This window comes from Micromonospora sp. NPDC005710, from assembly GCF_040630995.1.
Classification (GTDB): domain Bacteria; phylum Actinomycetota; class Actinomycetes; order Mycobacteriales; family Micromonosporaceae; genus Micromonospora.
Genome location: NZ_JBEXYP010000005.1, coordinates 170,620 through 189,548 on the forward strand (window position 1 = coordinate 170,620; position 18,929 = coordinate 189,548).

Here is an 18,929-nt window from a genome sequence, read left to right on the forward strand (position 1 = left end):
CCGGGCGAGCCCACCAGACCCGACCTGGCACCACGGCTGTGATGAGGTGAGGACAGTGACAACGAACGAGAACATTGTCGTGCTGGACGGCGATACTCTCGACATTCCGGGCATTCGCCGGATCGCCGAGGACGACACCGCCTGCGAGGTGTCGCCGTCGGCGCTCGCCCGAGCGGGCAAGAGCCGCGCGATGTTCGAGGACATCGTGCGTCAGGACATCCCGGTGTACGGGGTGACCACCGGTTACGGCGAGATGATCTACATGCTGGTCGACCCCTCCAAGGAGGTCGAACTGCAGACCAACCTGGTGCGTAGCCACAGCGCCGGCGTCGGGCCGCTGTTCGCCAGGGACGAGTCGCGGGCGATCGTGACGGCTCGGCTCAACGCGCTGGCCAAGGGTCACTCGGCGGTACGCCCCGAGTTGCTGGAGCGGCTCGCGCTCTACCTCAACCTGGGCATCACTCCGGCCATCCCGGAGATCGGTTCGCTCGGCGCGAGCGGTGACCTCGCACCCCTGTCGCACATCGCGTCCACCGTGATCGGTGAGGGCTACGTGCTCGACGGCACCGGCAAGGTGCCCACCGGTCAGGTGTTGCGCAAGCACGGCATCGAGCCGCTGGAGCTGCGTTTCAAGGAGGGGCTCGCGCTGATCAACGGCACGTCGGCGATGACAGGTGTCGGCGCGCTCGTGGCCGACCGGGCCATGACCCAGGTGCGTCAGGCGGAGATCGTCACGGCCCTGGTGATCGAGGCGCTGCGGGGCTCGATGAGCCCGTTCCAGCCGGAGGGGCACGACATCGCGCGACCGCACCAGGGGCAGATCGACACGGCGGCCAACCTGCGGTCGCTGATGCGCGGCAGCCTGTCCACTGTGGAGCACAGCCAGCTTCGCAAGGAGGTGGCCGCCGGCAAGGAGGACGGCAAGGACGTCACGCGGACGAAGGTCTACCTGCAGAAGGCGTACTCGCTGCGGGCCATCCCGCAGATCCTGGGCTCCGTCCGTGACACGCTCTACCACGCGAACACCAAGATCGGCATCGAGCTGAACTCGGCGAACGACAACCCGCTCTTCTTCGAGGGCGAGGAGATCTTCCACGGCGCCAACTTCCACGGGCAGCCGGTCGCCTTCGTGATGGACTTCCTCACCATCGCGCTGACCCAGCTCGGCGTGCTCTCCGAGCGGCAGTCCAACCGCCTGCTCAACCGGCACCTGAGCTACGGCCTGCCGGAGTTCCTGGTCACCGGTGACCCCGGCCTGAACAGTGGTTTCGCCGGCGCCCAGTACCCGGCGACCGCCCTGATCGCGGAGAACCGCACCATCGGACCGGCGAGCACGCAGAGCGTCCCGTCCAACGGCGACAACCAGGACGTGGTCAGCATGGGCCTGATCTCCACCCGCAACGCCCGCCGGGTGCTGCGGAACAACGACACGATCCTGGCCCTGGAGTACCTGGCCGCGGCGCAGGCCGTCGACATCTCCAAGCGGTACGGCGACCTGAGCCCGGTCGCCAAGGCTACCTACGACCACGTCCGGTCGATGGTGCCGACGCTGGACCGCGACCGTTACATGGCCGACGACCTGGAAACCGTCACCGCCGCCCTGTCCCGCGGTGAGTTCGTGGCCGTGGCCGCTCAGCAGAGCGACCTACGGTGACCAGGCCCTACACCGGAGCGGAGTACATCGAGAGCCTGCGTGACGACCGCGAGATCTACCTCTACGGAGATCGGGTCAAGGACGTCACGACGCATCCGGCGTTCGCCAACGCGGTCCGCATGACCGCGCGGCTCTACGACTCGCTCCACGACCCGGCCACCGCACCGGTGCTCACCGCACCGGTCGACAGTGGCGGCACGGGCTTCACCCACCGGTTCTTCACCACCCCGCACAGCGCCGAGGACCTGGTCGCCGACCAGAAGGCGATCGCCGCGTGGGCCCGGATGAGCTACGGCTGGATGGGGCGCAGCCCGGACTACAAGGCGTCGTTCCTCGGCACCCTCGGCGCGAACGCCGACTTCTACGGCGAGTACGCGGACAACGCCCGCGCCTGGTACCGCCGCTCCCAGGAGCAGGTGCAGTTCTGGAACCACGCCGTCGTGCACCCGCCGGTCGACCGCAACCGGCCGCCCGACGAGGTTCGCGACGTGTTCGTCCACGTCGAGCGGGAGACCGACTCCGGCCTGATCGTCAGCGGCGCGAAGGTCGTCGCGACCGGGTCCGCGCTCACCCACTTCAACTTCATCTCGCACCACGGAATGCCGGTCAAGCGGCGGGAGTTCGCGCTGATCGCCACGGTGCCGATGGGCGCCCGCGGAATGAAACTGATCTGCCGGCCGTCGTACGCCGCGACGGCCGCGGTGATGGGCAGCCCGTTCGACTACCCCCTGTCGTCGCGGCTGGACGAGAACGACACGGTGCTCATCCTCGACAAGGTCGAGATCCCGTGGGAGAACGTGTTCGTCTACGGCGACCTCGGCAAGGTGCAGATGTTCGGCGGTCGCTCGGGGTTCACCGAGCGGTTCACGTTCCACGGCATGACCCGGCTGGCGGTGAAACTCGAATTCATCGCCGGCCTGCTGGCCAAGGCGCTGGACCTGACCGGTACGAAGGACTTCCGCGGGGTGCAGAGCCGTCTGGGGGAGGTGCTGGCCTGGCGCAACCTCTTCTGGGCGCTGTCCGACGCCGCCGCCCGCAACCCGGTCCCCTGGAAGAACGGGGCGGTGCTGCCCAACCCGGAGTACGGCCAGGCCTACCGGTGGTTCATGCAGGTGGGTTATCCCCGGGTCCGCGAGATCATCATGCAGGACGTGGCCAGCGGCCTCATCTACCTCAACTCCAGTGCCGACGACTTCAAGAACCCGGCGATCCGCGGATACCTGGACCAGTACATGCGGGGCTCCGACGGCAGCACCGCGATGGAGCGGGTGAAGCTGATGAAGCTGCTGTGGGACGCGGTCGGCACCGAGTTCGGCGGCCGGCACGAGCTCTACGAACGCAACTACTCCGGCAACCACGAGAACACCCGGGTGGAGATGTACTTCGCGCAACTCGCCTCGGGGCAGATAGACGGCTACAAGCGGTTCGTCGACGAGTGCATGAGCGAGTACGACCTCGACGGCTGGACCGTGCCGGATCTCGCGTCCTTCGACCACCTGCGGTGGGCGCGCAACGATCTCTCCACGAACTGAGGAGCGCTGATGTTGCACAACAAGGTCGCCGTGGTCGCCGGTGTGGGGCCAGGGCTCGGACGGGCGATAGCGCTCGGCTGTGCCCGGGCCGGTGCCGACGTCGTACTGGCCGCCCGTAACGAGTCGGTCCTCGCCGGCGTCGTCAAGGAGGTCGAACAGCTCGGCCGGCGGGCGCTCGCGGCGCCGACCGACCTGACCGACGACGCCGCGGTGGCCGCCCTCGCCGACTCGGCGCTGAAGGCGTTCGGGCGGGTGGACGTGTTGGTGTACAACGCGTTCGCCGCGCCGGCCTTCGCCGACCTCACCGCCATCGACGTCGACGCCGTGCGGGCGAGCCTCGACACCGACGTGTTCGGGGCGCTGCGGATCACCCAACGGCTCGCCCGGACGCTCACCGAGCACAACGGCGCCATCGTCATGATCAATGCGATGGTGGTGCGGCAGTCGAAGCCGTCCTTCGGCGCGTACCGGATGTCGAAGTCCGGTCTGCTCGCGCTGGCGCAGAGCCTCTCGACGGAGCTCGGCCCGTCCGGTGTGCGGGTGAACACTGTGATGCCCAACTACGTCTGGTCCGACGGGCTGCGCGGCTACTTCGCCTACCTGGCCCAGGAGCGCGGCGTCACCGAGAAGCAGGTCTACGACGAGACGGCGGCGAGCCTCGACCTGCGTCGCCTGCCCGAGGCGGACGAGGTGGCCAACGCCGTTGTCTTCCTCGCGTCAGACCTGGCCAGCGCGATCACCGGGCAGTGTCTCGACGTGAACGCCGGCGAGCTGCACCGCTGACAGATCGGGGCGCAGCACCTCGGCGCCCCCGAGGTACACGTGCCGCACGGCCGCTCGCGGCCGTGCGGTCAGCACGTGGGCAAGCATCCGCACGACCCGGGGCAACGCGCCGGGCACGTCGATCTCGGCCGCGCACATCAGCGGTACGTCGTGCAGGCCGAGCTGCCGCGCGGCGACCGCCGGGAAACAACTCACCAGGTCGGGTGTGGCGGTGAACAGGATGCTGACGAGGTCGTCCGGCGCCAGTTCGTTGCGCCGGACGACCTCGTCGAGCAAAAGCCGTGTACCGGCCCCGACCACCTCCGGACTGTCCCGGTCGACCTGGATCGCGCCCCGGATCGCCCGCAGTGTCGGTGCCGTCATCGTCGTACCCCGTCGTCAGCGCGTCGCGGCGGCGAACTGGCCGGGTTGGCGGCCCGAACCGGCCGGACCCCGGTACGCCTGCGCGATGTCCAGCCAGTGCTCGGCGTCCGGGCCGACAGCGGTCAGCCCCAGGTCGTCGCGGTGCCGCCGGCGTGTCACCAGCAGACAGAGGTCGATCGCCGGGCCGCTGATCCGCTGGTCGGCGTCCGGCGGCCCGAACGTCCACGTGGCACCGGACGGGGCGGTGAGCGTGTAGCCGAACTCCACGTCCGGCACCTCCTCCTCACGGGTCAGGTAACCGAAGTCCCAGGTGCGCACGGCGAACCCGCACAGGTGCCGGATCCGGTCGGTGTGCCGGCGCTCGACACCGAGCGCGTCGGCGACGTCCTGCCCGTGGCCGAACAGCTCCATCATGCCGGCGCCGGCCAGGATGGCGGCCGGCATCGGACGGACCAGCCACGGCACGATGTCGGCCGGCGCGTGCGCCGCCAACGCCTTCTCCGCCGTCGACCGCTCCTCCTGCCACTTGGCGAACAACGCCGGCGGTGAGGCGGCGAGGTACGGGGCCATCGCGGCGGCGACGTTGGACTCGAAGCTGCCGCTCATCGAGGCGAGGAACCGGCTGAACGTGTCCGGGTCGGACGCCGAGAGCGCCGCCAGGCGGAACACCGCGGCGAGGTGGGCCACCTGGTGGGCGACGGTCCAGCCGACGGCTGGCGTCTCGGTGCGCCAACCGGCGTCGTCCAGGTCGGCGATCATCGTGTCGAACGCGTCGCCCTCGCTGACCAGATCGGCGAACACATCGGGCTGTGCTGACATGTGGTTCTTCCTTCCGCTACAGGGCTCGTGTCGTGCCACGCGGGGGGACACCGGTGTTCCCGCGGCCGGACAGCTGGTGCGCGGTGCGCGCCTGTGGAGCAGGTCGGATCAATCATTGGACGGTCAGCCCCGCGCCGTCGTCTCGCTACGTGCGCGACCTGCGCGGATTCCCCACTGAACGCACGCTCGGAGATGTCCGTCCGGTGGCCGATCGGCCAACCTAATCCCTATGAGCGACCCCACGACGATGAGCCCGCGCGAGCTCGCGGTGTTCGTCAAGCAGACCCCCAACGGCGAGCTGCGCCGGCTGATGCACGGCCCGCGGCGGACGGACGTCATCGAGGAGATCTTCACCAACATGCCCCAGGTGTTCCGCGCCGATCGTGCCGGCGCGCTCACCGCCGTGATCCAGTGGCGGATCGGCGACCGGCCGGACGGCGGCGTCGACGTGTACGAGATGGTCATCGCCGACGGCGCCTGCGTCAGCACACCGGGCAACGGCCGGCATCCCGATCTCACGCTCTCGCTGGGTGGGGTCGACTTCCTCAACCTGGTCACGGGTAACTCGCACGCGGTGGCGCTGGTGATGCGTGGTCGCCTCAAGACCAAGGGCGACCTGGCCCTGACCGCGAAGTTCCCCACCCTGTTCGATCCGCCCAGAGGCTGACCCGGCGGTCCGCTTCCGCCGACGCCCGAGAACGACGCCGATGACTCCCGCAGTCATCGGCGTCGTTCGGTTCGGGGGCGCCGGTCGGGTCAGGCGACGCGGTCGCGGGGGCAGTTCTGGTAGACGGAGAGCAGCCACTCGCCGTCGTGGTTGACGAGAATCCAGGACGCCCGGATGGCTGCCCGGTCGGGAAGCGTCGTCTCGCCAGCCGGGATGACACCACCCTCCGTGATCAGCGCTACCGCACCCGGGGCCAGTTGCTTGATCTCCACCGGCGTGCCGGTGACCCGGGTGCCCTTAAAGGGGCCGCCGAACGCGGTCGACATGAAATCGCGAATGTTGTCCTTGCCCTGGCGGTAGACACCTGGCAGCAGCATCGACCCGTTGTCGACGAAGATGTCCGCGAACGCCTGCGCGTCCTGGGCCGCCCACGCTTTGACCAGGCGGCCGGGTACCGCCGCTATGGCCGCTTGGTCGGCGCCGGAGAGGCCGGTCACCAACGGTGCGGAGGAACTGGGGGTCATCGCTGGTCCTCGATTCTTGGATGGTGGCGAGAAGGCCGGTCGGAGTTGCATCCCGACGTTGCCGAGGCTAGTGCTGGCAGAAGCCGTTCCGTTCTCCTGAAATGCGCGTTGGTCGCGTCCAACTCGGCATTTTGAAAGAAGACTGCGCACCACTGTTGGCGGCATGCTCGGATGGCCACGACAACCACAGTTGATTCCGATCGGGGACTTCGACAGGAGGACAGCCCCGTGACCGGGCACCGTCGCGTGATCTCTGGCCTTGTCGTGGACGACGACAGCCACCGGGCTCCACCCGGTCAGCCTCCGGCGGGGCTGCTCACCGTCCGCCGCGGCGGCTCACACCCTGCGCGTGGTGGCTCACGCCGTTTCCGCGGCGGCTCACGCCCTGCGCGCGGTGGCTCACGCCGTTTCCGCGGCGGCCTCCGCGTGAGCGGGGTGCTCGGATGAGCCCTTGCCGAGCCACTGGTGTACGTAGTGCTCCCGTGCCATCCGGTGCACAGCGGTCAGCGCGACCTCCAGCAGCACCGCTCGCACCACAGCGGCCGCCCGGTCGACGTCCGCGCCGTCGGCGGGCAGTAGGGCCATCTCCTGTGCCACGAGCTGCTCGCTCACTGCCGCGTACGGCGCGAAGAACTGGATGCTGCAGTCGCAGCCGAGCCGGCGGAGCGCGGCGACGACCTGCGCGAGCTGGCCACGGCCGGCCGCGTCGGGGTGCACCACCCAGCCCAGCTCGTCGATGAACTCGTTGACGTCGGCGGTGGCGTCGGACAGGTTGGCGGCTTCGCCGACGAGTGAGTGCACCACGTCGTAGAGACCCGCCAGGGGAAGCTGGCGGTCCTCGATACTCGCGAGCAGTTGCCGGACGGTCGACAGGTCGAGCTTCCCGACGTGGGTCAGCGCACGGATGAGTTGCAGGCGGCGCAGGTGACGCTCGTCGTAGTCGGCCTGGTTGCGACCGGTGGGTCTACCAGGAGGAAGGAGCCGTTCGCGGAGGTAGTACTTGATTGTGGCGACGGGTAGGCCCGTCTCTTTGCTCAGATAGGAAATGCGCATCGGTGCCCCCAGGTAGACGCGTCATGTCGACCACTCTTCGATGAGTCGTTGTAGGTGGATCACGGCCGCGTGCCCGTGCACGCCAGAAGCGGGGGCACGGGCACGGGTGGTTGGTTGGTTCCGGTCAGGCGGCCGGACGGTCGACCGACCGGGCCGGAACGCGTGCGGAGAGGAGGGTGGCGGCCCGGGCCTTCTCCTGGGCGGCCACGACGCTGAGCGCGACCTTGCGGGCGTCGAGGAGTGCGAGCAGGACCGGTGGGTCCAGAGCCGTTACGGGCTGGAGGTTGACATCCACGGTGAGCACTGTGTCGTGGCCGATGGCGAGGGGCCCGTGGGTGGCGACGCAGACGGGACGACTGTGCTGGTCGGTGGCGATCTCCGTGGGATCACCGGTGACCGACTGGGCCAGCAGGTACCAGGTGCCCGGCGGCACGCCGGTGAAGTGGAACAACCCGGGACCGGACAGGATGGTGCACCGGATCGGTCGGCCCTCGGGTATGCGGTCCGGGAAGAGACCGACGAACACGAGACCCAGGCTGGCCTGGCTGGAAGGGTGCACCTGGCCATGGATGCTGGCTGTCGATGGTGTGCCCGCGGCCGGCATCGGTGCCACGGGAATGTGCGGGGCGTACCCGGCGAGTTTGCGGTACGCCGTCGGTGACATTCCAACGCTCTTGCTGAAACGCGAGCTGAACGTTCCAACGCTGTTGTAGCCGACTCGCACGCTGATGTGCGCGACGTTGAGCGATGTCGAGACCAGTAGATCCTTGGCGCGTTGCAACCGGAGTGCCGACAGGAAACGGCCTGGCGACACCCCGGTTGCGCGCTGGAAAATCCTGGTGAAGTGGAATTTGCTGAACATCGCCGCTCGGGCCATGTCGCTTACGGTGATTTGCTCGCTGAGGTTCTCGCGCATTGTCGCGATTGCGCGCTTCGCTGCTTCCTCGACCGCGTCCCCCACGATTCCTCCCCAGCAATTCGTGAGAACTTCTTGCCGGTCTCACCAAAGGCGTAAATCAAATATCTGAGATACGCCTCTTCGGTCACCGCCGGTGTCCGCTTGGTGATGCACCGAGATCCATGTCGACGTTAGTCGATCCCGCCCTCGGCCGCAACTGTGCAGATTTGCTTGGATACGGAGCGCAATCGTGGAGTAGGGGGCCTGCGTGGTAGATAGTGATAGTCTCTAATGCAAGCCGAGGAGTTAAAGCAGCTCAAAGGGTGCGTTAAGTTCAATCTTCCGCATTGTCTATATTCGCCCGGAGCATCAGCCTGTGGGGGCGGCGACAGCGGGCGCCGTGGCCGGGGCGGGCAACGTGCCGTTGTAGCTGACCGGAACCCCTCTCGCCTGGGCCGCGGCGACGATTCCCGGCATCGCCCGCTCGGCCAGCGCCGCGATCGTCAGGGCCGGGTTGACGGTGAGGGCGCCGGGCACCGCCGAGCCGTCGGTGACGAAGATGCCCGGATGGTCGCGCAATTCGTGTCGGTCGTCGAGGGCCGAGGTTGCCGGGTCGTCGCCGATTCGGCAGGACGCGAGCGGATGCACTGTGTACGCGCCGACCAGGTCGTTGGTCCAGGGGGCGACCCGGGCCAGCCCGTCCCGTTCGAGAATGTCCTTTACCTCGGCGTCGGACAGTGACCATCCCCGCCAGGTGTTCTTCGTCGGCTCGTAGCGCAGGGGGCCCACTCCGAGCATCTGCTGCGAGAGTCGGTGCGAGTTACCGGTCTCCGGTGGCGGGCCGAACACGCCCTCGTTGTCGTCCTCCGACATCGTGAAGATCGTCAACCACGACTGCCACTGGCGCAGCATCTGCTTCTTCTCCAGCCCGAACCAGCTCGGCTCGGTCGCGCCCGGGACCTGCGCCAGAATCGTGCCGAGCCCGGGCGGGAAGTAGAGCTGTTCCAGGGAGAAGCGCTCGTATTCGGGAAGTGATCCGTCGAGCTTGTCCCAGGAGGCGACGGTGGGGCCTCGTCCGATCTGATAGGCGGAGTACGCCTGTCCGTCGGATCGACTCAGGCCGAGAACGTCGCGTACCTTCTCCTCGTCGAAGATGGCGGTATTCAGCCTTTCGCCGTTACCCGAGAAATACCGACCGACCGCGTGCGGCATTTTCCCGAGGTGTGGCTCCGAACGTTGAAGAATGACCGGAGTAGCGCCGGATCCGGCAGCGACCACGACAATCTTCGCGTCAATCTCGCCGGAATCGTGCAGGATTCTGTAATCCTCGCCGTCAACAATCCGGTAATGCACGCGATATCCACCGTCGGGATTGCGGGAAAGGTGCTGCACCTCGTGCAGTGGACGGATTTCGGCGCCGTGGTCGAGAGCCGCCGGCAGATAGTTGAGCAACAGGGAGCGCTTGGCGTCGAACTTGCAACCGGCCATCATCCAGTTGCAGTTCGTGCAGAGGTCCACGTCGATGGCCGACGGCGCCGGGTTGGCGGTCCGTCCGGCGTGCCGACATGCCGCCCCCCAGAGCCCACCGGCATAGGGGATGCGGTCCCAGCTCTGCTGGGTGATCGGCAGCGCCTCCGCCACCCGGTCGTACCACGGATCGAGGGTGTCCCGGTTGATCGCCGCCGGCCACATGCGGCGGCCGATGCTGCCCTGCCGCTCGAAGACGAACCGGGGTGCCCGGGGCATCGTGGCGAAGTAGACCACGCTGCCGCCGCCCACACAGTTGCCGCCCAGGATGCTCATTCCGTCGCCCACGACGAAGTCGAAGATCCTGGTGTACGACTTGCCGAGTTCGAAATCGTGGTCGAACTCGTCCGCGCGCAGCCACGGCCCGCGCTCCAACACCACCACGCTGGCGCCACCGGCGGCGAGGTGATAGGCCGCGATAGCGCCGCCGAACCCGCTGCCGATGACGAGGACGTCAGTCGATTCCGTAGCAGTCATGCGGGGCTCCCCGTCGCAGTCGTCTGTGGATGGTGGTTGGCCAGTTGCCGTCCGTAGCTGAACTCCGGGAACCGGTAGACGCCGTCGGCGTTAGGTCGGGAATAGCCGATGGTGAGAAGCCCCGGATGGCCGGTCGCGAAGGCCGTCGGCGTGCTCATGTGCGCGGCACTGTCAAAGGCCATGTTGCAGAACAGGGCAAGGCTCACCCACATCTGCTTCTCGGGATGGCCGGGGTCGGTGAGGATGCGCACCAGCGCGGTGCGGTGGTCGAAGGGCAGCGCCACGAACGACGGCACCGACGTGTCCAGGCTGAGGCCTGTTTCGTACGCGTAATCGTCGGCGTGCTCGTTCAGTGTCACCGCGAGGGAATCGAGCGCTTCGGCCAGACCGCCGGCGGGCAACTCCAGTAGTGCGAGCGCACCGGCCGCGACCGCGCCGGCGCCGGTTGCGGCGCCCGCGATCGCCCGATCGTCCGGCCAGCGTTTCTCTCCTGGAATGATCGTGTCGGCAAATGCCTCGATCGTGATGGTCTTGTCTGGAACTTCCACGAAATGCCTCCAGGCCGCAGATTCATCGCTGCGGACATTGTGTTCCTGTCGCGATCCGAGCCGTTCTTCCGTCGTGCCGTCGGCCGACCGCGCACGCCTGAAGACGAACCGCCGGGGCGCCCGCACGCACGATGGAACAAACCTTGGGAGGTACGAGCGACATGCCGATGCTGGGTGCGATCCGCCGGATGGCGCTGACGCCGTCGCTGGCCGACGTCACTTTCAAAGGCCGGGGCTTCCCGGTCAGGCCGAGCCCGACAACCGAACGTCTGGAGGCGATCCCGCAGGCGGTCATCTGCGGCTTCGAATGGGGTATCGAGGCGCGCGACCAGTGGGAACTGGAGCGACGACTGGAACTTGTCGACCAGGAGCAGCGTGGTTTCGCCTACGAGGGCGCGACCATGGCACTGACCGTCCGCGACGTCATGCCGGGTGGGCGTCGCCACCAGGCCCGGGACCTGCTGCGCGGCCCCGGCCTGCCGCACACCTTCCTGACCTACATCGGGATCGGCTTCGCGATGGCCCGACTGCCCCGTCCCCTGTGGAAGAACGTGCTGCCGGATCTGACCGGCACCCCCTACTACCCGACGATGAGCTGGTTGGCAGTCGACGGCTACGGCTTCGACCGTGCCTACTTCGAGACCGACAGGTGGGTGCAGCAGCAGCGCCCGCTGCCGGCGTACCCGTGGCTCGGTCGCGCCGACTACTTTCCGCGCGCCGTCGACCAGGGGATCGGTCGCGCGCTGTGGTTCATCCACGGCGGCGAACCCGCCGACGTCACGGCTGCCGTCGACCGGTTCGCCCCGGAGCGGCGGTCCGACCTGTGGAGCGGTGTCGGTCTGGCGGCGACGTTCGCCGGCGGCACCACACCCGAAGGGCTGCGGCACCTCCGGACCGCCGCCGGCGAGCACCGCGACCACCTCGGGCAGGGCGCGGTCTTCGCCGCGAAGGCGCGGACCTTCGCCGGCTACCTGCCCGAGCACAGCGAGGCCGGGGTCACGGTCCTCGCCGGCCTGCCCGCCGCGAAGGCAGCGGTGCTTGCCGACGAGGTCGCGGCAGTGGGCTTCGGCGACACCGAGGATCCCGACTACGAGGTGTGGCGCCACCGGATCCGGGCCCGCCTCAACGCCATTCACCAAGAAGACAGGAGGGTTCGATGAGCGTTTGGCGCAGCCTGCGACGCAGGGTGCTGACCCCCAACGTCGCGGCCACCAGGATGGACGTCCGCGGCTTCCACGTGAAGTCCGACACCGGACGGGAGCGGTTGGAGAACGTCGGCAGCACATTCCTCGCCGGGTACGCGTTCGCGGCCGAGGCCAAGCGGCCCACGGACGCCGAGTCGTCGCTGGAGCAGGTGCCGACCGGCTATCGCGGCTTCGCCTACGAGGGTGCCGCGATGGCCCTGGCGATGCGCGACGGGTTACCGGGCGGCGGGTCGCGGCACGTCGCGGACTTCCTCGACGGGCGGGCCCGACACCACGTCTACATGGTCTACGTCGGGGTGGGGTGGGCGATGGCCCGACTGCCCCGTTTCCGCTGGTCCACCCTGTACGCCCCGGACCCGCTGCTGCGCTGGCTGGTTCTCGACGGCTACGGATTCCACCAGGCATACTTCGTCACCGATCGATATGTGCACAAGCAGTTCCGCGACGAACGTTTCCCGTGGCCGGGCCACCCGTACGCCAACAACGCCATCGACCAGGGCATCGGCCGGGCGTCGTGGTTCGTCGGCGGCACCGACCCCGATCACGTGGCCGGCCTGCTCAACCGTTTCCCGGAGGCGAGGCGACCTGACCTGTGGGCGGGCACCGGTCTTGCCGCAGGGTACGCGGGCGGCGCGTCGGACACCGAGCTGCGCCGGCTGCGGGACCTGGCCGGCCCGTACCGCCCGCAGCTCATGCAGGGCGTCGCCTTCGCGGCGGCGTCCCGGGTCAAGGCCGACCTCGTTCAGCCGCACACCGAGCTGGCGACCGAGCTGCTGTGTGGCATGTCGCCGGCCAGCGCCTCGAAGGTCACCGACGAGGCGCTCGTCGACCTGCCGGCTGACGGGCAGATCCCGGCGTTCGCGGTCTGGCGGGAGCGCATCGCGGCGGCCATGGTCGCCAACTTCGGCAGCTGAACTGCGACAAGGGGCCCCGCCGTCCGGCGGGGCCCCTTGTGTTCGTGCGGTGCAGCCCGCCGCTCACCTACCGCTGCGGACCGGTGACCCGGTGACCGGGTGGGCTGGTCGCCGGCGTTGCCGAGAGGATCACGGACGCGTGTCGGGTGTGTCTGACGCGGCCTGGTAGGGCCGGCGGAGGTACAGCAGTGCCAGCACGACCACCACGGCCAGCCCGTCGACGAAGAGCAGGAAGGCGCTGATCGGGTCGATCGAGTGCTGGTGCGCGGCGAGCGCGTCGGCGGTGGCCTGCTGGACGACCTCGGACGGCGCCGGAGGTGCCACCCCGGTGCCCACACTGAACCGCAGGCTTCCGGTGGCCTCGCCCCCGTTGGCGAGCGCCATGTGGAACGCGACAGTCAGGTTGCCCGGCCGGGCGACGGTGATCGGCACTGTCACCGTGCGCTCCGGGCCCTGTCGCGCGTCGCCCGACTGGATCGGGTTGCCCGCGTCGTCGAGCACGGCGACGTGGGAGAGCGCCAGGTCCGGCGCGTCGGAGAACGTGAGCGCGACGGCCGCGGGCGCCGCCGGAACGGCGGCACCCGCGGCGGGGTCACTGGTGATCAGACCGCCGTCGGCGAAGGCCGGCGACGCGACGCTCGACAGCAGGAGGACGAAGAGCAGCAGCGCCCCACCTCGGCGGACCATCAGGCCAGCGACGCTACGGGACGGGGCGCGCAGCTGCAGCGCATCACCTCGGCTTCGGCCCGGCTCGGCCGCAGGTGGTAGTAGACGGCGACGAGCATCGGGATGAAGACGATCGAGTTGTAGAACAGGTGCAGCTCGACGCGGGGCATGACGAGCTGCAGGACGCTCGTCGGCACCGCGGCGCCGAACATGGTGAAGCCGCCCTGCACCTGGATGAGGAGCAGCAAATGCTCGATGTGGTGCCAGAACTGGATGGCGAGAGCGATCGTCCACCAGGTGCGGGCCCGACCCACGAAGCCTGGCCGCAACAGGAAGAGGCCGACGAGCATCACGATGGCGTAGCCGTAGTGCAGATACTCCGAGGTGACCAGCCACGGCCAGAACTGTCCGAGCACGCCGCGCGACGCGGGTCGGGGCATGTCGAGCACGAAGATCTGGTACGCCTGCACGAGGTGCTCCGCCCAGTGGGCGATGACGACCACCATGAAGGTGTTCAGGGCGGCGCGGTGGTGCCGGCCGTTGAGGGACGCGAGGAAGCCCGACCTCGGTGGGGCCGCGACAGCGGACATGGACACTCCATTCGTCGGTGGGCGTGGCCCGGCGCTTACGGTAGTCAATGAGTCACCGAGGGATTTCTTCGAACGTGCGCTGTACCCTGCTCGGTCCCGGCGAGCCGGCCGGGGCTTCTGCGGGCACCACACGGTGTTCGTGCGGATCCATCCGATACCGCAAGTTCGGAGACGGCCCCGGCCGGTCGGCATCGACATCCTTGGGCTTGCGATCGAAGGGAGAGCACCGTGGGCATGATCATGATTCGAGGCACCCGCCGAGCCGCGGGGACGGTACGGCACGTCACGCCGGTACCGATCGCCGTGGCCGAGGGCCTGGTGGCCACTGTGTACGAGCAGGTCGAGCGTGACTTCGGAATGCTCGCCCCGCCGGTTGCCCTGCACTCACCGGCTCCCGAGCCACTCGCCGGAAGCTGGATGATCCTGCGCGAGACGCTTGTCGCGAGGGGTGTCGTGGACAGGGGAACGAAGGAGGCGGTGGCGACCGCCGTGTCCATCGGCAACGCCTGCCCCTACTGCGTGGATGTGCACAGCTCGACGATGCACGGCCTGGCTCGCGGGCGGGAGTCGGCGCAGATCGCCTCGGGCAACCTCGACGAACTCGCCGATCCGGTCCTGCGGGCGGTCGCGGGCTGGGCACGCGACAGCGGGCACGTCGCCGCGGCGGTGCCGGTGCCGGCCGCGGCGGTCCCCGAGGTTCTGGGTGTGGCGGTGGTGTTCCACTACATCAACCGCATGGTCAACCTGTTCCTCCCCGAGTCGCCCTTCCCGCCACGGCTGCCCGGCGCCGCACGGACGACGGTCCGGAGGGTCTTCGGGCGGTTGATGGACCTGAGCGGTAGCGGGCCCGAGCCGGGGGCGGCGCCGACGCTGCTCCCCGCCGCGCCGGCGACGGCGGTGCCGGGATGGGCGGCCGACAGCCCGAGTATCGGCGACGCGTTCGCGCGGGCCGGCGCCGCCTTCGACCGTGCCGGCCTGCGTTCCGTGCCCGGCCCGGTACGGTCGCTTGTCACCGATCGGCTGGACGCCTGGGACGGACGGCCTCCGGGGGCCAACCGCGGCTGGCTGAGCGAGGCGGTCTCGGCCCTGGCGCCGGCCGACCAGCCCGCCGGTCGGCTGGCCCTGCTGGCGGCGTTCGGGTCGTATCAGTCGATCGAGGCCGACTTCGCCGCAGTGCGGGCGACGGGAGCGGGCGACCAGGAACTGATCGAGGTCACGTCCTGGGCGGCGATGAGGGCGGCGCTGCGGGTCGGCACGCTCGGAGTGGGGCCGTCGGCGTCAGCGGCGTGATGCTGGTGCGACGTCCACACCCTCAACGGAGGTAACCATGGTCGCCGCCCGCGTCGTCTCGTCGGTCGTTCAGCGCCAGGTCAAGTACGTGACGCCGGTCGCACCCACCGCAGCCGACGGTCTGGTGGCCGAGGTCTACCGGCAGGCCACCGACGAGATGCGCCTGGTGGTACCCCCGCTGCTGCTGCACTCGCCGGCCCCCCTGACACTCGCCGCCTACTGGATGCTGATGCGCGAGCCGCTGATGACCGGTGGCGCCGTCGACCGGCTGGCCAAGGAGGCGGTGGCGTCGGCGGTGTCGGTGGCCAACATCTGCCCCTACTGCGTCGACATGCACAGCACGGGGATGTACGACCTGTCGACGGAGCACGACGCCGAGGCGATCGTCGCCGACCGGGTCGCGGACATCGTGGATCCCCGGGTGCGGACGCTCGCCGGCTGGGCGCGGGTCGCCCATCAGCCGGCGGCCTTTCCGGCGTTCGACCTGACGCTCACGGCGGCGGAGCGCGCCGAGTTGGTGGGCGTGGTGGTGGCTTTCCACTACCTGAGCCGCATGGTCAACGTGTTCCTGTCGAGCTTTCTGCTGCCGCCGCAGCTCGGCTCCCGGGCCAAGCGGAGGATGAAGCGCGGCGTCAGCAGGTTGCTGCACGCCAGCCTGCGCGAGGAGCACCCGGCTGGTCGCTCGTTGTCCCTCCTGCCCGCGGCCGACCTGCCGCCGGAGGCGGGCTGGGCGGTGGGCAACCCGGCGGTTGCGGAGGCGGTGGCCCGCGCCAACGCGGCCTTCACCGCCGCCGGGGAGCGATCTGTCGCACCGCGGGTGCGAGCCCTCGTCGCCGCGCACCTCGACACCTGGCAGGGCGGCGACACCGGCCTGAGTCGCGAGTGGTGCGAGCGGGCGATCGCCGACCTGCCGGAGCCCGACCGGTCCGCGGGTCGGCTCGCTCTGCTCGCGGCCTTCGCGTCGTATCAGGTCGACGAGGAGACCGTCGCGGAGTTCCGGGCCTGGCACGAGGGCGATGCCGTGATGGTCGAGACGGTCGCCTGGGCCAGTTTCGCCACCGCGCTCGTGGTCGGTCGCCGTCACCTTCGGTAGTCGGCCGGGAAATCGCAATTATCTCGCGGGGCGATGCCCCAAAAATATCGGCGCATGTCCGGTTATGGGGCGCAGCGCACGAATGAAGAAGCCCCCAGCACAGACGAAGAAGACATCGTTAAAGGGCCCCTGCGACGCTCTATCCAGCGCACTCACCGAAATCGGTGGGTCGGGAAGTGCGGTGATAGACAGTCGCCAAACTCCCTGTTAGAAGGGGTCGGAACTGGAAACTCGCGCTCACGGCTATCGGTGCTGAAGCCCTTTCCGTGGAGCCGTCCAGGCATCGGTTGAATCGCATTAACGAACCTCTGTTAATGGGATTCCCGGCCCCGTACCCGTCCGTCACAATCGGAGGTCAAGTAGATGTCGCAGAAGGGTTCATGGCTGCATCGGCGGCTACCCGCAATCGTGGCGCTGGCCCTGGTCGCCCTGCTCTTCCAACTGGGGAGGTTGCCCTCCGCCTCGGCGTCCGAGTTGGCGCAGACGGCGAGCGGCTTCGCGTTCCAGCCGTCCTCGATCGCGATGCCGGGGGGCTTCCCGCAGCAGACGGTCCGCAAGGTCAACCAGAAGTACCAGGACATCAACGCGTGGATCTCGTCGGTCGGCTCAGGCGTCGCGATGAACGATCTCGACGGGGACGGCCTGCCCAACGACCTGTGCATCACCGATCCCCGTATCGACCGGGTGGTGGTCACCCCGGTGCCCGGTACCGGCACTCCGCGCTACACACCGTTCGCGCTCGATCCGGCACCGCTGCCGATGAGCGACACGATGGCGCCGATGGGGTGCGTCCCCGGCGACTTCAACGAGGACGGCCGCACCGACGTGTTGGTCTACCTCTGGGGACGTACGCCAATCCTCTACCTCGCCAAGGCTGGTGCGGTCGGCCTGACAATGAACACCTTCCGACCGGTCGAGGTGATGCCCCAGTCGAACGGTGACCGCTACGACGGTCCGCAGTGGAACACCAACACCGTCGCGGTCGACGACTTCGACGGGGACGGCCACCTGGACATCTTCGTCGGCAACTACTTCCCGCACGGCCCGGTCCTGGACGACACCAAGAAGGACGGTGTCGCGATGAACCACTCGATGTCGCAGGCGTTCAACGGCGGTGAGGACTACTTCTTCCGGTGCACCGGCGCCACCGCCGGCGCCGAGCCGACGGCGACGTTCGAGCTCGTCAGCAACGTCCTTCCGCGCGCCGTGTCGAAGGGCTGGGCCCTCGCCGCGGCAGCGAACGACGTCGACGGGGACCTCCTGCCGGAGCTCTACGTGGCGCACGACTTCGGCCCCGACCGGATGCTCTACAACAAGTCGACCCCCGGCAAGATCAGTTTCGCCCCGGTGAAGGCGGTGCGCGACCCACTGGTCCCCAAGTCGAAGCGGGTGGGCGCCGACTCGTTCAAGGGCATGGGCGTCGACTTCGGCGACCTGGACGGCGACGGCCTCTACGACATGTACGTCAGCAACATCGCCACCACCTTCGGCCTGGAGGAGAGTCACTTCGCCTTCGTCAACTCCGCCAAGGACCAGAACGACCTGCGTTCCCACCTCGACGACGGCACCGCCCCGTTCAAGGACGAGAGCGCGCCGCTCGGGCTCGCCTGGTCCGGCTGGGGCTGGGACGTGAAGATGGCCGACTTCAACAACAGCGGCCAGCTGGTCGTGGCGCAGGCGACCGGCTTCGTCAAGGGCGAGGTCAACAGGTGGCCACAGCTGCAGGAACTCGCGATGTCCAACGACAACCTGCTCAGCAACACCACCTGGTGGCCGAACCTGCGCCCCGGTGACGACATCGGCGGCAGCCAGCGGTTGCACTTCTTCGTCAAGTCCGACAGTGGCCGCTACCTGGACATCGCGCCGCAGTTGGGCCTTGACGCGCCGGTGCCGACCCGCGGCATCGCGACGGGTGACGTCGACGGCGACGGACGGCTGGACTTCGCTGTCGCCAGGCAGTGGGACGAGCCCGTCTTCTACCACAACCAGAGCCCGAACCCCGGCGCCTTCCTCGGCCTCCGCCTGACCCACCCCGCCCCGGCCGGTGCATCGGCCCCGACCGCTGGTTCGCCGGTCGTCGGCGCCCAGGTCAAGGTCACCACGGCGGACGGTCGGGTGCTGCTCGGCCGTGTCGACGGCGGCAGCGGCCACTCCGGCAAGCGCAGCAACGAGGTCCACATCGGACTCGGCAGGGACGTGACCGGCCCGGTACAGGTCGAGCTGTGCTGGCGCGATCGCACCGGTCAGTCGCACAAGCAGCAGCTTTCGATGACTCCGGGCTGGCACTCGCTCGAGCTCGGCGCCCAGGCCCAGGAGAGGTGAACGA

At 68.8% G+C, this 18,929-nt stretch carries 18 protein-coding genes; 9 read left to right on the forward strand and 9 right to left on the reverse strand.

Features of this window, described 5'->3' with window-relative positions:
- Positions 1-55: 55 nt before the first annotated feature.
- The 3 genes from cmdF to ABZ406_RS08985 are packed head-to-tail and all read left to right on the forward strand — an operon-like array spanning position 56 to position 3,969.
- Positions 56-1,654, forward strand: coding sequence for a tyrosine 2,3-aminomutase (gene cmdF, locus ABZ406_RS08975; RefSeq protein ID WP_357757646.1), 1,599 nt, complete (start codon positions 56-58; stop codon positions 1,652-1,654).
- Complete coding sequence (locus ABZ406_RS08980) at positions 1,651-3,186, forward strand: 4-hydroxyphenylacetate 3-hydroxylase N-terminal domain-containing protein (RefSeq protein ID WP_357757649.1); 1,536 nt, start codon at positions 1,651-1,653, stop codon at positions 3,184-3,186. The genes cmdF and ABZ406_RS08980 overlap by 4 nt, the downstream gene beginning before the upstream one ends.
- A 6-nt stretch (positions 3,187-3,192) precedes the next feature.
- On the forward strand, positions 3,193-3,969 hold the full coding sequence (locus tag ABZ406_RS08985) for an SDR family oxidoreductase (RefSeq protein ID WP_357758177.1): 777 nt from the start codon (positions 3,193-3,195) through the stop codon (positions 3,967-3,969).
- Here the strand turns inward: ABZ406_RS08985 and aroH are convergent.
- The gene (aroH, locus tag ABZ406_RS08990; RefSeq protein WP_357757652.1) at positions 3,904-4,332 is read right to left on the reverse strand and encodes a chorismate mutase; all 429 of its coding nucleotides are present in this window, start codon (positions 4,330-4,332) and stop codon (positions 3,904-3,906) included. The two genes, ABZ406_RS08985 and aroH, sit on opposite strands and share 66 nt — an antisense overlap.
- A 15-nt stretch (positions 4,333-4,347) precedes the next feature.
- Positions 4,348-5,151, reverse strand: a complete 804-nt coding sequence (locus ABZ406_RS08995) for a TIGR03084 family metal-binding protein (protein ID WP_357757656.1) — start codon at positions 5,149-5,151, stop codon at positions 4,348-4,350.
- A gap of 229 nt (positions 5,152-5,380) precedes the next feature.
- Here ABZ406_RS08995 and ABZ406_RS09000 point away from each other — a divergent pair, with 229 nt between their 5' ends.
- Positions 5,381-5,818, forward strand: a complete 438-nt coding sequence (locus ABZ406_RS09000) for an SCP2 sterol-binding domain-containing protein (protein ID WP_357757659.1) — start codon at positions 5,381-5,383, stop codon at positions 5,816-5,818.
- 89 nt (positions 5,819-5,907) lie between these two features.
- Here the strand turns inward: ABZ406_RS09000 and ABZ406_RS09005 are convergent, their stop codons facing one another.
- The 5 genes from ABZ406_RS09005 to ABZ406_RS09025 all read right to left on the reverse strand — a co-directional run bounded on the left by ABZ406_RS09005 (position 5,908) and on the right by ABZ406_RS09025 (position 10,845).
- Entirely contained in the window at positions 5,908-6,342 is a 435-nt protein-coding gene (locus tag ABZ406_RS09005; RefSeq protein ID WP_357757662.1) for an SgcJ/EcaC family oxidoreductase, read from the reverse strand.
- A 399-nt stretch (positions 6,343-6,741) separates the two neighbouring features.
- Positions 6,742-7,395, reverse strand: coding sequence for a MerR family transcriptional regulator (locus tag ABZ406_RS09010; protein WP_357757665.1), 654 nt, complete (start codon positions 7,393-7,395; stop codon positions 6,742-6,744).
- Positions 7,396-7,519: 124 nt separating this feature from the next.
- The gene (locus tag ABZ406_RS09015) at positions 7,520-8,356 is read right to left on the reverse strand and encodes an AraC family transcriptional regulator (protein WP_357757668.1); all 837 of its coding nucleotides are present in this window, start codon (positions 8,354-8,356) and stop codon (positions 7,520-7,522) included.
- Between the two features lie 306 nt (positions 8,357-8,662).
- A complete protein-coding gene (locus tag ABZ406_RS09020; protein ID WP_357757671.1) occupies positions 8,663-10,297 on the reverse strand; it encodes a GMC family oxidoreductase in 1,635 nt (544 codons plus the stop codon).
- The gene (locus ABZ406_RS09025; RefSeq protein ID WP_357757674.1) at positions 10,294-10,845 is read right to left on the reverse strand and encodes a DUF5987 family protein; all 552 of its coding nucleotides are present in this window, start codon (positions 10,843-10,845) and stop codon (positions 10,294-10,296) included. Before ABZ406_RS09025 ends, ABZ406_RS09020 begins: the two co-directional genes overlap by 4 nt.
- 161 nt (positions 10,846-11,006) lie before the next feature.
- Here ABZ406_RS09025 and ABZ406_RS09030 point away from each other — a divergent pair, with 161 nt between their 5' ends.
- Positions 11,007-12,005: a DUF1702 family protein gene (locus tag ABZ406_RS09030; RefSeq protein WP_357757677.1), complete on the forward strand. Its 999-nt coding sequence runs from the start codon at positions 11,007-11,009 to the stop codon at positions 12,003-12,005.
- Positions 12,002-12,964 carry a DUF1702 family protein gene (locus ABZ406_RS09035; RefSeq protein WP_357757680.1) on the forward strand — a complete coding sequence of 321 codons (963 nt, stop codon included), beginning with the start codon at positions 12,002-12,004 and terminating at the stop codon, positions 12,962-12,964. The genes ABZ406_RS09030 and ABZ406_RS09035 overlap by 4 nt, the downstream gene beginning before the upstream one ends.
- A 129-nt stretch (positions 12,965-13,093) precedes the next feature.
- Here ABZ406_RS09035 and ABZ406_RS09040 read toward each other — a convergent pair whose 3' ends face one another.
- The gene (locus ABZ406_RS09040; RefSeq protein WP_357757683.1) at positions 13,094-13,651 is read right to left on the reverse strand and encodes a copper resistance protein CopC; all 558 of its coding nucleotides are present in this window, start codon (positions 13,649-13,651) and stop codon (positions 13,094-13,096) included.
- The gene (locus tag ABZ406_RS09045) at positions 13,651-14,220 is read right to left on the reverse strand and encodes a hypothetical protein (RefSeq protein WP_357757687.1); all 570 of its coding nucleotides are present in this window, start codon (positions 14,218-14,220) and stop codon (positions 13,651-13,653) included. Before ABZ406_RS09045 ends, ABZ406_RS09040 begins: the two co-directional genes overlap by 1 nt.
- Positions 14,221-14,454: 234 nt before the next feature.
- Here ABZ406_RS09045 and ABZ406_RS09050 point away from each other — a divergent pair, with 234 nt between their 5' ends.
- The 3 genes from ABZ406_RS09050 to ABZ406_RS09060 all read left to right on the forward strand — a co-directional run bounded on the left by ABZ406_RS09050 (position 14,455) and on the right by ABZ406_RS09060 (position 18,925).
- Positions 14,455-15,510, forward strand: a complete 1,056-nt coding sequence (locus tag ABZ406_RS09050) for a carboxymuconolactone decarboxylase family protein (protein WP_357757691.1) — start codon at positions 14,455-14,457, stop codon at positions 15,508-15,510.
- 37 nt (positions 15,511-15,547) lie between these two features.
- Positions 15,548-16,603 carry a carboxymuconolactone decarboxylase family protein gene (locus ABZ406_RS09055; protein WP_357757694.1) on the forward strand — a complete coding sequence of 352 codons (1,056 nt, stop codon included), beginning with the start codon at positions 15,548-15,550 and terminating at the stop codon, positions 16,601-16,603.
- A 363-nt stretch (positions 16,604-16,966) separates the two neighbouring features.
- Entirely contained in the window at positions 16,967-18,925 is a 1,959-nt protein-coding gene (locus ABZ406_RS09060) for a CRTAC1 family protein (RefSeq protein ID WP_357757697.1), read from the forward strand.
- Positions 18,926-18,929 lie beyond the last annotated feature (4 nt).